This is a genomic window from Radiobacillus sp. PE A8.2 (assembly GCF_045635475.1).
Lineage (GTDB): Bacteria > Bacillota > Bacilli > Bacillales > Amphibacillaceae > JBJGXI01.
Genome location: NZ_JBJGXI010000005.1, coordinates 34,472 through 48,236 on the forward strand (window position 1 = coordinate 34,472; position 13,765 = coordinate 48,236).

14 protein-coding genes are annotated in these 13,765 nt (G+C 38.7%); 1 reads left to right on the forward strand and 13 read right to left on the reverse strand.

Features of this window, described 5'->3' with window-relative positions; all coding sequences use genetic code 11:
- Positions 1–242 precede the first annotated feature (242 nt).
- Positions 243–1,121 carry a YitT family protein gene (locus ACI6MV_RS04155; protein WP_407268682.1) on the forward strand — a complete coding sequence of 293 codons (879 nt, stop codon included), beginning with the start codon at positions 243–245 and terminating at the stop codon, positions 1,119–1,121.
- A 321-nt stretch (positions 1,122–1,442) separates the two neighbouring features.
- On the opposite strand, the gene ACI6MV_RS04160 is transcribed toward ACI6MV_RS04155, so the two are convergent.
- The 13 genes from ACI6MV_RS04160 to hisC form a co-directional block, all read right to left on the reverse strand.
- Positions 1,443–2,132 carry a zinc metallopeptidase gene (locus tag ACI6MV_RS04160; protein ID WP_407268683.1) on the reverse strand — a complete coding sequence of 230 codons (690 nt, stop codon included), beginning with the start codon at positions 2,130–2,132 and terminating at the stop codon, positions 1,443–1,445.
- A gap of 74 nt (positions 2,133–2,206) precedes the next feature.
- A complete protein-coding gene (locus ACI6MV_RS04165) occupies positions 2,207–2,977 on the reverse strand; it encodes a sporulation protein YpjB (protein WP_407268684.1) in 771 nt (256 codons plus the stop codon).
- A 64-nt stretch (positions 2,978–3,041) separates the two neighbouring features.
- Positions 3,042–3,635, reverse strand: coding sequence for a lipoprotein heptaprenylglyceryl N-acetyltransferase LhaT (gene lhaT, locus ACI6MV_RS04170; protein ID WP_407268685.1), 594 nt, complete (start codon positions 3,633–3,635; stop codon positions 3,042–3,044).
- 74 nt (positions 3,636–3,709) lie between these two features.
- A complete protein-coding gene (locus tag ACI6MV_RS04175; RefSeq protein ID WP_407268686.1) occupies positions 3,710–4,495 on the reverse strand; it encodes a menaquinol-cytochrome c reductase cytochrome b/c subunit in 786 nt (261 codons plus the stop codon).
- 31 nt (positions 4,496–4,526) lie between these two features.
- Entirely contained in the window at positions 4,527–5,201 is a 675-nt protein-coding gene (gene qcrB, locus ACI6MV_RS04180) for a menaquinol-cytochrome c reductase cytochrome b subunit (RefSeq protein WP_407268687.1), read from the reverse strand.
- A gap of 3 nt (positions 5,202–5,204) precedes the next feature.
- Positions 5,205–5,714, reverse strand: coding sequence for a QcrA and Rieske domain-containing protein (locus ACI6MV_RS04185; protein WP_407268688.1), 510 nt, complete (start codon positions 5,712–5,714; stop codon positions 5,205–5,207).
- A gap of 133 nt (positions 5,715–5,847) precedes the next feature.
- Entirely contained in the window at positions 5,848–6,300 is a 453-nt protein-coding gene (locus ACI6MV_RS04190; RefSeq protein WP_407268689.1) for a DUF2487 family protein, read from the reverse strand.
- 1,080 nt (positions 6,301–7,380) lie between these two features.
- Positions 7,381–7,965 (reverse strand): ReoY family proteolytic degradation factor, encoded by a 585-nt coding sequence (locus ACI6MV_RS04195; protein WP_407268690.1) that lies wholly within the window; start codon positions 7,963–7,965, stop codon positions 7,381–7,383.
- Positions 7,966–7,999: 34 nt separating this feature from the next.
- A complete protein-coding gene (locus ACI6MV_RS04200; RefSeq protein ID WP_407268691.1) occupies positions 8,000–9,265 on the reverse strand; it encodes a tetratricopeptide repeat protein in 1,266 nt (421 codons plus the stop codon).
- Between the two features lie 45 nt (positions 9,266–9,310).
- The gene (locus tag ACI6MV_RS04205) at positions 9,311–10,198 is read right to left on the reverse strand and encodes a hypothetical protein (protein ID WP_407268692.1); all 888 of its coding nucleotides are present in this window, start codon (positions 10,196–10,198) and stop codon (positions 9,311–9,313) included.
- Positions 10,199–10,257: 59 nt separating this feature from the next.
- Positions 10,258–11,547 carry a 3-phosphoshikimate 1-carboxyvinyltransferase gene (gene aroA, locus ACI6MV_RS04210; protein WP_407268693.1) on the reverse strand — a complete coding sequence of 430 codons (1,290 nt, stop codon included), beginning with the start codon at positions 11,545–11,547 and terminating at the stop codon, positions 10,258–10,260.
- A gap of 10 nt (positions 11,548–11,557) precedes the next feature.
- Positions 11,558–12,658, reverse strand: coding sequence for a prephenate dehydrogenase (locus ACI6MV_RS04215; RefSeq protein ID WP_407268694.1), 1,101 nt, complete (start codon positions 12,656–12,658; stop codon positions 11,558–11,560).
- Entirely contained in the window at positions 12,655–13,761 is a 1,107-nt protein-coding gene (gene hisC, locus ACI6MV_RS04220) for a histidinol-phosphate transaminase (protein ID WP_407268695.1), read from the reverse strand. Before hisC ends, ACI6MV_RS04215 begins: the two co-directional genes overlap by 4 nt.
- Positions 13,762–13,765 lie beyond the last annotated feature (4 nt).

Here is a 13,765-nt window from a genome sequence, read left to right on the forward strand (position 1 = left end):
AAAAGGCACCAAATGATCAGCGGTAAACGTGGGAGTTAGTTCTCGTCTTTTCCGGTTATGTAAAGATAATCACTTTTTAGCTCACGAGCGAAACAAGCCTATCCTTATAAAGAAAGACTTTGTGTGCGAGACTTCATCCGTTTTGATTGCGGTTCTGCTTCACCACACATGCTTTTTTGCTGCTGATTCGTCACCTTATTGAACTAACATTATACATAGTATTTTTCTTCGGAGGTGGATAGATGAGTTTTTTTGGATTGAAGTTAAAAAATACAATATTCATTTTAGCTGGATCGGCAATTTTCTCATTTGGAATCGTTAATTTTAATATGGCAAACAATCTTGGAGAAGGCGGATTTACCGGTATCACATTGCTTTTTTATTTTTTATTTGGATGGGACCCGGCTATCTCTAATATTGTTTTAAACCTACCTGCTTTCTTTGCTGGATGGAAATTACTTGGCAGAAATACTTTTTACTATACAATTATTGGGACTATTGCTGTTTCGATATTTTTGTATGTGTTTCAGATTTATAATTATTCGCTGGACCTCGAATCTGATTTAGTACTTGTTGCACTCTTAGCAGGACTTTGCATCGGAGTCGGATTAGGAATTATCTTCAGATATGGTGGAACGACTGGCGGCGTAGATATTATCGCTAGGATTGTACACAAATATGTTGGCTGGAGTATGGGTAAGACGATGTTTATGTTTGATGCCGTCGTGATTACCACCTCTTTCATCTTGTATTTAGAGCTTGTAGAGGGCATTTATACGCTCTTGGCTGTTTATATCGGGGCACGTGTGATCGATTTCATACAAGAGGGCGCATACGCCGCCAGAGGCGCTACCATCATTTCCAATCATAGTGATGCTATTTCCGAAAAAATATTAAAGGAAATGGACCGAGGCGTAACCGTCTTACAAGGTAAAGGTAGGTTTACAGGGGAGCATCGAGATGTGTTATATTGTGTGGTTGCTCGAAACGAAATTGTTAGGCTGAAAGGCATCATTAACAGCATTGATCCGCATGCGTTCGTTGCCATGACAACCGTCCACGACGTGTTAGGAGAAGGATTTACACTTGATGAAAATAAAAAACCACTAGTGGAAGACTGAAGAACTTCGGGAAAAGAGATTGTGAAGAGAGAACTGATCGTTCTCGGATGGAGCGGACACATATGCACTTATTTTTCTTAAACACCCTGTTTGGACTTGGTTGCCGGGCACCATTACCCTTATTTTCTATAAACTGCTGACAAAAAGCAACAATTTCAGAAAATAAGGGCACTGGTGTCCACACAATTCTAAATGCGGCGATTTTGTCACAGATAAGCGCAATGATGTCCTCCAACACCTCACCACTGTCGCTTCCTACCGATCATCATTTATATACGCACTAAAAAAGGCTAACCCTAGGGCTAGCCTTTTTATCTATTATCAATCATCGTTGCCTCCAACGAACATGAGAACAAAACGAAGTAATTCAGCAACAGCAACTAGTGCTGCAGCAACGTATGTTAAGGCAGCTGCATTTAGCACCTTTTTCGTTTGGCGTTCTTCATTATTACGAATAATCCCACTTGAAACCAATTGACCCATGGCACGATTTGATGCATCAAATTCAACTGGTAATGTTACCAACTGGAAGATAACAGCAAATGACATAAACACAATACCAGCAAGAGTTAATCCGGGAAGAGACATAATAAAACCAGCAATAATTAAAATATAGGAAAAATTAGATCCTAAATTAGCTACTGGTACTAACGCGTGCCTGAAACGAAGAAATGCGTACTCCTCTGCATCCTGGATAGCATGTCCGACCTCATGTGCAGCAATCGCAGCAGCGGCCATCGAATGTCCATGATAGTTATCAGATGAAAGCCGAACAACTTTCTTTCTTGGGTCATAATGATCAGATAACGTACCTTTTGTTTCTTCAATACTTACCTGATACAGACCATTTTCATCTAAGATTTTGCGCGCCACTTGGGCACCGGTCATATAGGATGATGTTGCAATTTTTGAATATTTTTTATAGGTACTCTTTACTTTTGATTGTGCCCACATAGGAATAATCAAAAGCAACGCAATATAGATGAGATAGCCACCTATTGACGAGAACATGTTCATTCCTCCAGTTTTTCATAACCTGTGTAACTAAGGTCAATTTTAGTCAAAAATTACCCTTTAGTCAACTATTATATACTTTGCTTTTGGTTCTCGTTTTTATGCTTCTCTGCTTTATATTTTTTTGTAGCTACATACGCTAATGTCAAAAAGATAAAGCCACCTACAATTGTAATCATCCAAATAAATGTTAAATCTTTTTTCTCTTCTTTACCATCGTGTGCATTAGAAGGCTGTATTTGCCCCATCTGACGATATACTTCTGTAATAGGATTTACTTGTTGACCATTTACGGCATACGCTTCTAAGTTTTGGTAAGATTCTTGGAGCTGATAAAATTGATCTGTTTCTAAGTATATTTGCATTGCCGGTTTGACAATACTCCAAGCTGTAAGTAGCTCCTCTAATTCTGAATCCGAGTAAACATGTTGTTCCTCTACAACAGACTTTAATGATGATTCCATATCAGAAGCCCACGTTGCTAATATTGGACTTTCTGGATTTGTTAATGCATCCACAGCAAGTACCAATCGTAATGCTTCCACTTTCTTTGTTTGATGATCAACTTCATTATCATTTACGATCGTTAGATTTGACTCTAATAGGTATCCTAATCCGCTCGCAATTTGTGTTGCCGTATGATTCGTAAAAAGCTTTGTTAAATCATCCTTATGACTTAATAACAGCGTTTCAGCCTGCTCGTATCTTTCTTCCTTTATTAACCGTTCATATTGATACAGGGTAGCATCTAAATCCGTATGGTGGGCAAATACTGAGCGAGTAATAGGACTACTAACACTGTATATAAGAACCATAATAATTGCGACTTTTAATAGTTTCACCTGAGAAACCCCTCTCTCTAATCATTCTGTTTAAAAATGTATGAGAGAGAGGACAAGTTTAGACCTATGAATTAAAATCATACCTGACTTTTATATCTTTTTTAATCGTTAACAAATAAGCTATTGCTAGAGAAGCAATACTTAACCAAAAAGTAAAATAGCCTATTCCATCCATATAATTCATTAAAGAACCATACCTTGGCATCATTTCATATACATAATCAATCACATCGTTATGTAACGTCCACATACCTGCAAAAACCAAATGGCGAAGCTTTAGCCTATATTGCGGGGCATACAGCAATCCTTGAATCGCCATTGCACCGTGTGATGCAATTAGCATATATCCTGTAGGATCTAGGCCGCCATCAACAATCAGTGTTAATATGTTCATCACAACTGCCCAAATACCATACTTAAACAGCGTAACAATGGCGAGTGCCTCAATATAAGGAATGTTCCTACCAAACAAGAAAAACAATAAAAAAATACTAAAAAACAAACTTGCGGTGGGACTATCAGGAACAAAGATTAAAAATTTTGCTGGTGTAACATCAAGCTGTACATCATACCAGATATACCCATAAACGGTACCAGCAACATTAATAATGAGTAACAATACTAAAAATGATTTATCTAATAGTATTTGCCTAATCATCAACATACGTGTAATCCTTTCCTATCAAAGTAAAACCCTCGCCAAATTGGTAAGCGAGGGTTTACATGAAATGTTTATTCTGCTGCTTGCTCATTAACAGAAACTATAAAGTCTACCAACTGCTGTAATTCTTCATCAGAACCTTCAAATTGCCCTGCAGGCATATCACCAATACCTTTTACAGCGATATCTTTTATCTCATCAACTGAATATTTATCCGTAACCCCGATCAACGTCGGCCCTACGGCACCTTCTAGTGATTCACCATGGCACTGCAGACAGCCATTTTGATCATAAAGCGCATAGCCAGCAGATTCTGTATCAATTTCTACTTCAGATGGCCATACAGGCTTATTAGCTTCAACTCTTGATTCCCATTCCACGTGCTCTGCCGCTTCATACGTCAACCAGAACACTGAAACAATACCCATAATCATTAACAATGATGTAATCGGTCGTTTATATGGTCTGCGCTCTTTGCCAGTATCAAGAAATGGTGCTAGCAATAGGCCACCGAAAGCTAAACCAGGGATAACCATGGCACCGAGTACAAAATAAGCACCACTTGCGAACTTATATTTTAGTAATTGATATAAGAATAAGAAATACCAATCTGGTAGCGGAACATACGCCGCATCGGTTGGATCAGCCATTTTCTCCAGTGGTGCTGGATGGGCGACAGTTAAACATAAAAATCCAACTAAAAACACCGCACCTACTAACCATTCTTTTAATAAAAAGTTTGGCCAGAATGCTTCTGTTTTACCAGGGTATTCGGAATAGTCTTTTGGAATAAATCTTGTTTTGTCAGCAGTTATACGTGAGTCGCCAACAAACTGCATACCCTTCCCCTTTTTCACTGCTTTCCCTCCTTATCACTTGGATGTCATCTTACAACGGACCAGAAATACCTTGTTTACGAATCATAATAAAGTGTGCTGCTAGTAAACCAAATAGCGCAGCTGGCAAGAAAAATACATGTATTGCAAAGAATCTGGTCAGTGTTTGTGCTCCAACTATTTCCGGGTCACCAGAAAGTAATGTTTTGATTTCTGGTCCAAGGAAAGGAACACCTTCAGCGATTTCCAATGTAACCTGTGTAGCAAAATATGCTTTATTATCCCATGGTAATAAATAACCAGTTAGACCAAGCGCTAACATGATAAAAAAGATTAATACCCCTACGATCCAGTTTAATTCACGAGGCTTTTTGTATGCCCCTTGAAAGAATACTCGCAATGTATGTAAGAACAACATGACGATTACAACACTAGCTCCCCAGTGGTGCATGCCACGAACAATTTGTCCATGAGCGACTTCGGTTTGCAAGTAATATACAGACCTCCAAGCATTCTCTATATCATGTACATAATACATCGTTAAGAACATGCCGGATAGCACCTGTATAACCGTTACGAAAAAGGTCAGTCCACCAAAGCAATATACAAATGCTGAAAAGTGATGCGCTGGGTTTACGTGCTCAGGCACCTCGTGATCAGCTATGTCTCGCCACAATGGCGTAATATCTACTCGTTCATCTATCCAATCGTAAATTTTATTCAGCATACACTAGACCTCCTCTCTCGGTTTCGCTTTTCCTAGATACAATGTCCCATTTTTAATTTTTTGCTCGTACTCATCTAGAGGAGCATCTGGTGGCGTGCCTTTTACATTTTGACCATCTTTATAGTAGCGTCCCCCGTGACAAGGGCAATAAAATTGATCCGAATATTCTTCACTTCCTTGCCAGGAAACAAAACAACCAAGATGCTTACACACTGGCGAAAAAGCCTTTATTGTATCATCCTCCGTTTTATATACCCAAGCAGATTTGGTAACATCTGATGTATACCAAGCATCAACTTGCTCAACTGTCCAGTCTACACGCTGTGGCTCTGTCGTTAAGTCCGCAACATCCGTAACGGGATGAAACTCACCCTGACTAGCTGGTTGCAAAACTGGATCGATAGCAAAACGTACCATCGGTGCAAGCATACCGGCAGCCATAAATCCCCCTACACCTGTTAAAGTGTAATTTAAAAATTGGCGACGGGATACTTGTTGCTTCTTCTCACTCATTTCTTTACCCCCCTCTGTCTAAAATCCTTCCATCTGCAAATCATACAATTATTCCGAGATTACTAGGACAATACCATGATAGCGTAAACTGTTTGTCCGGTCAATAAAATATCATTGATATCAAGGTCTACTTTTACCAAAAAGATTTTATTAAACCGATTATTTCTTTTAGTTGATCATTCATCATTACTTTCGTATTTGAATCATCTAGATTACCGGTTTGCATAGCTGGAACCCACAATAATGTACCATCTAACTTTCTTTCATGTTTTTTCCAAAAGGAATCGAAACTAAATAAAAAAACATGCTCAAAAGGTTTTTGCTTCATCTCGGCTATCCAAGTATTTAATCGGTTAATTTCTTGTTCATCATTTTCCGGATGAAAATACGCGTATGTTGGCATTAGAAAAAGCCGGCCTTTATAATGTTGTTCTAGACCATTAACATATAACTTTAATAGTTCACCTTGGAAACCTAACTTGTCCATTTGCTGATTAACAGCCATCGGCATTAGCGGAATAACTAACGTGTCTACATATTGTTCTGCTTCATTGTATTGCTGAATATCTTTCTGGCACCACTGCATAGCATTAATCCAACCTTTCTGTATTATTAGCTATTTTACTAAATTTATAAGGAGAACTAAAGAACAATTATTTTTTTCTAAGGAATTAACAAAAGCGCAGAGCGCCGGTTAGCGACGTATGGACTGGGACTCGAAACAATAAAATCACTTGTTTCTGCGGTGTATATTCATTGTAGGTTTCCTTAGTGCGATTACTCGCCCCACTGAAAACATTTGGACTGAACCGTAGGACCAGAGTAAGCTTCGAAGCTTCACCACGCACGAAGAAAATTGTTCTTTATTTTCGATGGAGTAAGGAAACATACCCCTGCATAAGGGGTATGTCGACGTTGGACGACAAGTCCGCTTTTAGTCGACCTTCCATAAAACCAGAACCGATGTTGACTTATCGTGTCATGAGGTGAGGGAAGTCTCGCTATTCGCTGGCGCTCGGAGCTGGCCGTGGCTAATGCTTAATGTTATCCATATTTAGTATATTTAATGTTTTCAGATGCAATTAAAAAACCCTTATCGCACAAATTCCATGCGACAAGGGTTTTATTCATTTGGCTCTTTCTTAGAGTTTGTTTTTTAAACATGATAATTAAAGTGATATCCGTCGTAACGTAGTGCACGTGATTTCCGCTCCAGGCAGTCGCTTTTCGCTAGTTTAAAGCGTTTTTCTTTAAACAGGCTCGGCTTCAGCTAACTCAGAAGCAAATGTTTTCGGTGGGACGAGTAATCGCAGTCCCATGGTGCGCTTCTCTAGTGGATCTTCAGCTCGCGCTTTTCCCGCTGGAGTCGGCTGCCTTTAGCTCCAATCACCCCACATGAAGAGCAATCCCGTTAGCAGCGTAGGAAATCCACTTCGACTCCTGAGGCCCGGCAAGGGTCATGCAGGCGTTGTCCGACAAGGACGGTTTTAGCCTGAAGTCCTTAAGAAGTGGCGTAAGTGAGACCCCGCAGAACGCAGTTTGAGGAGGCTCACTAGCCCCCCCGCGGAAAGCGAAGTGGATTTCCGAAGCGGTGCAAGCACTCTCCAAGTTACGACGGAGTTTAGCTATTTTACGTAATAACAACAATTTCCTAGAAAACAGTCTTTCAGGTATTAATTTTAGAAGCGTTATGTGTACTGTTAAACTGCTGTTCTAGGTAATAGTATTGTTCCGACAATTCTTTAAATGCCTGTTCGTTGCGGTTATCCAACACCTCATCAATTTTGTGTTGTAGACGCTGCTTTTGATATTCGTATAACGATACATCAAGCACATCTTTGGCAAGCTGTTGATCCTTTTTTGTTATAAAATAGTCTTCTGGCAAAAAAGGATTGTCTTCCAATACTGCAACATATGAGGCACATTGGTTTGCGTTTTTAAAGCTTAACTGAATATAGACCGGTTCATCTCTATTTAAGCGAATATCATGAAAAGACTTCTCAGCATCTGTTGTAACAATATGATTTTTATAAAATCGAAACGGTGCATCTTTTGAACAATGGGTAGAAATGACAATTCCTCTTGGGCAGTATCTGGCTTCACGGATAAAGTGAACATTCTTTAGAAGTGTATCGTGATTTATTAAGTAATTAAGTATCCAGACACTTTCTCGCCTTTTTAATTGATAATTGCTAAGAAACCATCGTATAAATTCTTTCTTATCCTTAATCGACACAGGCGTGTTATTCAAGTTTCCGTCCCCTCCTAGTGAAAAAGAGACTAATCTACATAGTTTCTTCCTTTTGCTTTAAGCGGAATAAGAATTCTTCCATCTCGAAGTCAGCTGGCTCAATCGATAGATAATGGGTAAATACTTCTATCGCTTCCTTATTCCTCCCTTCTTCTATAAGGAAATATCCATATTCTTTTAGAAAATCTGTATCGTCTTTAAGATTATTATATGCATCCATGTATAGGTTTAATGCATTATCAAATGATTCTATTTCAACATATGCTTGTGCTAATTCCCATTTATAAGCAGGATCCTCTTCCCCAGACTGCAGAACTTCTGATAATAAATCAATGATTGCCTCAGGATCTTCTTGCTGTTTATAAATATTCACCAAAAATAATACCGCTTCTTGATAACCGGGATCAATTGCAACTGCTTCTTTAATATGCTGAACACTAGCTGTTAAATCACCTAGTTTGTGTGCTAATTGTCCTGCTAAATAAAATAGTTCTTTATTAAACTCATCCTGTTGCAAGCCTTTATTTGCCATATCATAGGCTTCTTGCATCAAACCCTCTGTCTCGTATGCTTGCGCTAAATAATAATATACCGATAAATAATTAGGGTCAAATTCTACTAATTTCTCCCAAGCTTTAATGGCAATATCTAACCGGTCTGCTCGGTAAGCAACAAAACCATAGCGAAACAAGCTTTCTGGATCATCAGTTTCGATCGTTTGATAATATTCAAGGGATTGTTCAAATTCACCTGTAGCTGCAAATGCTTCTGCTAATCTCAAATTAACATCAACCTCAGCTACAACTTGGTTTATTTCAACGATTTTTTCGAAATAAGGAATGGCCTTCACATATTCACCAAGTGAAAATGCAAGCTCCCCTAACGCAAAATCAAGTAGTGGCTCACCCGGGTCAATATTTTTTGCCTCGAGTAGCTTTTGTTCTGCTACTTCAAATAATCCTTGAGCCTGATAAAGGTCCGCGAGCTGAATCAGTGCTTGCAGATAGTCTTCATCTTCACGATTAACTTGATTTAATATATCAATGGCTTCCTCATCTTCTTCTAGATCAATGTGAATATCAACGAGCATCATTTTTAATTCAGATTCATTCGGATAGTGTTGAATTAAATTGGCAATTATTTTTTTTGCTTCTTCTAACATTCCCCATTGCATATACAATTCAGCAATTGTAAATTTCTCTTCTTCATCCGCTTGCGGTAAAAATTGCTCGAGTGCATCTATTGCTGCTTCCGTTTGATTGTTTTCCATCAATTTTATTGCTTCATGTATTTCTTGCATGTTTCTCCGTCCTTTCTAAACAAACCCTAGGTTAACATTAGTATCTTACGAAGGGAGGAAGTGACGAGGTATCGATATTTTCCGATAACTCCCTTGTACCTCTTCTTCTAACTCGATTAAATTACTTGATTTTATTACTTGTCCTTTCGAAACAGTAACAATAGGAATAGCTTTATGATATCTAAATTTAGAGTGTTCATCAATAATTGGGGATTTTTCAAACTGAAAAAGATTATAATCTGCATATCCTTGATGAAAGTATTCACCCTTGAATGGTGAAATTCCTGCCAAACGCAAGGATTCATTTGAGAGAGGAAATTCAGTGATCGGTTCGTTCAATGTATGGATCTTATAATAGTCACAAATATTTTCCCAAACTTCTATTACTTCTTTTTGTGGTTTACGAGAGGGAGCATGAGTACAAACAATCGGTATTCCTGAGAAGCTTTGAGCTGCCTCCATCCATTCCCATTTAATTTGCAGCATTTCGTCTATACTACGTGCCTCAACGATAATAAATGGGACTTTTACTCGACCGAAGTAACGGATATGCTCAGTTCTCAAGACACTAAGAGGAATTCTTGGAACTACCATGTAGTCTATAGATAGTGAAGACAATTTCTTCTTGAAGTTAATGAACGGTTGCTTGTAGTGTAAGCTATGTTTAATTGGAAATTGACTAATAAGAAGTGTGCAGCCACGATACATGTACTTTTTTCCTGTATGCTCAATATCGACTAGATCATATAATGGTTCTTCAACATCGACATAAACCTTTCCTGGTCCAATCCAAAAAGAACTCACATCCATTTCCCATGCAGATTTTTTTCTGTTGATGTTGCGAACAAACTTCTCACCTTCTACACTAACATAAGACGATCGCCACGTACCTTCGTTGTATATATAATCACTATAAAAATAATAAACCCCCATACCTATCCTCTCCTTTTGGATTTGTACAAGGTATGAAGGTTTAGCTTATTCTATTCTAATTATCTAGATATTTTTTCGAGATCTTCAAAAAACTTCGGATAAGAAACTGCGATACATGCTGGATTATTTAAGTAGATCGTATCCTTTGCTACTAAGGAAGCAATCGCAATCATCATACCAATTCGGTGATCTCCATAAGAATCAACATCTCCACCTTTAAGCTCCGTGTTTCCGGTAATAATCATGCCATCATCTGTCGCTTCAATGGTAGCACCTAAAGCTTGTAACGTATTAACTACAGTAGCAATACGGTCCGTTTCTTTAAAGCGCAATTCCTCTGCATCCCGAATTATCGTTCGACCTTTTGCTTGTGTCGCTAACAGCGCAATTAATGGAATCTCGTCAATCACTCTTGGAATAATATCGCCTTCAATTACTTGTCCTTGAAGTGCGCTTGAAGAAATAGTAATTCTACCAATTGCCTCTCCTCCAATAGACCGTTCCTCGACAACTTCCATATTCGCCCCCATTTGTTTTAGTACATCAACAATTCCAGTACGTGTAAGGTTTAATCCGACATCCTTTATTGTTAACTGACTACCTTCTGTTATAGCTGCAGCTGCTAGGAAGAACGCTGCGGATGATATATCACCAGGAACCTCAATATCAATGCCAGCAAGTTGTTGCTTTCCTTCGATACTAATATGGTTGTTTTGCTTTTCAATTTTCACACCGAATGCCTGTAGCATGTTTTCTGTATGATCTCTTGTTGTTGTTTTTTCCGCAACAGAAGTAACACCTTCAGCTAATAAGCCTGCTAGTAAAACTCCAGATTTTACTTGTGCACTTTTCACAGGCGTTTCAAAGGAAATACTAGAAAGGTGACCGCCACGTACCGATAAGGGTAAATACTTCCCGTTTTCCCTGCCGTCAATAATCGCGCCCATTTCGCGCAATGGAACAGCAACCCGGTCCATCGGTCGTTTTGTTAATGATTCATCACCAAATAATGTGAAATGGAACGGCAAGCCAGCTAGCACACCTAGAAGCAATCGCGCAGTTGTTCCGGAATTACCAAGGTTAATAGGCTCTATCGGTTCTTGTAAATTAGCTATACCTTTACTATCGATGGTAATAGTTTGGTCATTTATTTCGATAGATACACCCATTTGCTGAAATGCATGGATCGTACGCATGCAATCTTCCCCGTCTAGGAAGTTAGTAATTGTCGTTCTACCATTCGCTAACGAACCAAAAATAACAGAACGATGTGAAATCGACTTGTCACCTGGAACTTTAAGCTCACCACGCAAGCTTGCATGTGATGGATGCAACTTTTTTATTGTCATCGATATCCTCCTAGTCTGCGATCATCGTCTCGTAACCATGATCCGTTAAGATTGTTTTACTTTCTGACTGAACCTTCTTATCAGAAAAGCTTAATCGTAACACACCTGTAATACCTTCACGTATTTCGAGAATTTCAATATTGTTTATACTAATATCCTTATTTGCAAGCACTTCAATCACACGTAGAAGCGCACCGGGCTGATCGGCAATATCTACATAAAGATCATAAAAAGCAGGTATTGCACCTTTCTTCTGACTATCTAACCCATCACGGTATTCCCTTGCTTGTTCTAAGTACTGATACATAGAAAATTTATCACCTGTATCAAGCAGATTTTTTAAATTCGACATTTCTTCAACCCAGTCAGACAATAAATTGCTCATCACCTGTCTATTTTGAAAAAATATATCCTGCCACATCGATGGATTACTTGAAGCGATTCTTGTAATATCCCTGAACCCCCCTGCTGCAAGCTTAGGAATATAAGCATGTGTGGGCTGCCAGTTTTTTGCTTGGTGAACAAGTGCAGACGCAATTAAATGCGGGAAATGGGAAATAACACTAGTCATCTCGTCATGTTCCTTTGGCTCAAGTATTAGAAATTTACTTTTCGTAGTTAATAACACTTGTTTTAAAGCATCCAAATCTGTCGTAGTACACCCATGTATAGGAGTTAAAATATAAATAGCATTTTCAAATAGATGTCCTTTTGCAGCTTGAATACCTTTTTTATGAGAGCCAGCCATTGGATGGCCACCAATGAATGTTACTTGTTCTGAAGTAATTCTACTAGCAGCTTCCATAATTGATCCTTTTACAGACGACACATCAGACACAATTACGGGCTTTTTAAATTTAATTTCATTTATCTGTGCAATTAACTCTACTGTTTTTGAAACAGGAGCGGCTAGCAGGATAAAATCCGCCTGCACAGCCGCCTCTGTAAATTCATGATACGCTTCATCAATAATTCCATTCATCATACAATAATCTAGTGTTTGATCACTCACATCATAGCCGATTAAATGAAAATTACCCGACTGTTTAATATTTATCGCTAAAGAACCGCCGATTAGTCCTAAACCGGCGATCAGTACCTTTTTTGTCACCGTAGACTCTCCTCTTTAGAAGATGCTAAATAAGCTTTAATCAAAGCTTGCATTTCTTCCATATCCTGTTTATCCCCAATTGTTATTCGAACCCCGTTTGGATGCCCTAACGCTTCTCCTGACCGAACGATGAACCCTTTACTCATTAAGTATTGGAATAGCTCATCACCACTAATTGGTAATTTCACAAAAACAAAGTTTGCTTGTGAATCGTAATACGATAGTCCGATTTCATCACAAAACTGCAGAAAAGCTTGTTTGTTTTCTATATTCTTCGCTGTAATTTCTTTTAAAAATGTTTCATCCTGAATGGAAACTAATGCCGCCTTTTGTGCAAGACTTGTCGTATTAAACGGACCTCTCGTGATATTAAGTAGCTTTGTAATTGCTTTACTCGCTACACCATAACCAATCCGTAAACCTGCTAATCCGTAAGCCTTTGAGAATGTACGTAAGGTAATTAAGTTCGGGTATTTGTTCAGTGCTTGAATCGTATCAGGATAATCATCCGTTTCAATGTATTCGACGTAAGCTTCATCCATCACGACAAGTACATGTGCAGGGCACTTCTCCATAAAGCTGTTGAACTGTGCTTGATTAATTAAACAACCAGTTGGATTATTCGGAGAACAAAGCCAGATTACTTGTGTATCTTCATCAACCGCTTCTAACATACCGTCTAAATCATGGTAGCCATCTATCAGTGGGACCTCTCTAATCTCCGCACCTTCCACTAACGCATTGTGGCGATACTGCGGGAAGGTAGGCGTAGCCATAATCGTATTCGTGCCAGATTCTAAATAAGTTTGGCAAATAATTGTAACAACTTCATCAGACCCACAACCAAACACGAGTTGCTCACCGTCTACTTGTAAACGTTCTGCTAATGCACTTCTTAGCTCTGTGGCATAGCCATCCGGATAAATTTCCAGGCTAGACACTTCATCGGAAATAGTTTGTCTAACTTTTTCAGAAAAACCAAACGGATTTTCATTTGAAGCTAGTTTTACGATTCGATCTAAACCGAATTCCTTTTTTACTTCCTCGATCTGTTTACCAGGCGTATATGCCCGCATTTGATCAAAAACACGCTTCTCTTTCATTGAT

What these genes read in the sequence shown, in the direction of transcription:
- ACI6MV_RS04155 (WP_407268682.1), top strand. Translation starts at nt 243, where the DNA reads ATGAGTTTTTTTGGATTGAAGTTAAAAAATACAATATTCATTTTAGCT.
- ACI6MV_RS04160 (WP_407268683.1), bottom strand. Translation starts at nt 2,132, where the DNA reads ATGTTCTCGTCAATAGGTGGCTATCTCATCTATATTGCGTTGCTTTTG.
- lhaT (WP_407268685.1), bottom strand. Translation starts at nt 3,635, where the DNA reads ATGATTAGGCAAATACTATTAGATAAATCATTTTTAGTATTGTTACTC.
- qcrB (WP_407268687.1), bottom strand. Translation starts at nt 5,201, where the DNA reads ATGCTGAATAAAATTTACGATTGGATAGATGAACGAGTAGATATTACG.
- ACI6MV_RS04185 (WP_407268688.1), bottom strand. Translation starts at nt 5,714, where the DNA reads ATGAGTGAGAAGAAGCAACAAGTATCCCGTCGCCAATTTTTAAATTAC.
- ACI6MV_RS04190 (WP_407268689.1), bottom strand. Translation starts at nt 6,300, where the DNA reads ATGCAGTGGTGCCAGAAAGATATTCAGCAATACAATGAAGCAGAACAA.
- ACI6MV_RS04200 (WP_407268691.1), bottom strand. Translation starts at nt 9,265, where the DNA reads ATGCAAGAAATACATGAAGCAATAAAATTGATGGAAAACAATCAAACG.
- ACI6MV_RS04205 (WP_407268692.1), bottom strand. Translation starts at nt 10,198, where the DNA reads ATGGGGGTTTATTATTTTTATAGTGATTATATATACAACGAAGGTACG.
- aroA (WP_407268693.1), bottom strand. Translation starts at nt 11,547, where the DNA reads ATGACAATAAAAAAGTTGCATCCATCACATGCAAGCTTGCGTGGTGAG.
- hisC (WP_407268695.1), bottom strand. Translation starts at nt 13,761, where the DNA reads ATGAAAGAGAAGCGTGTTTTTGATCAAATGCGGGCATATACGCCTGGT.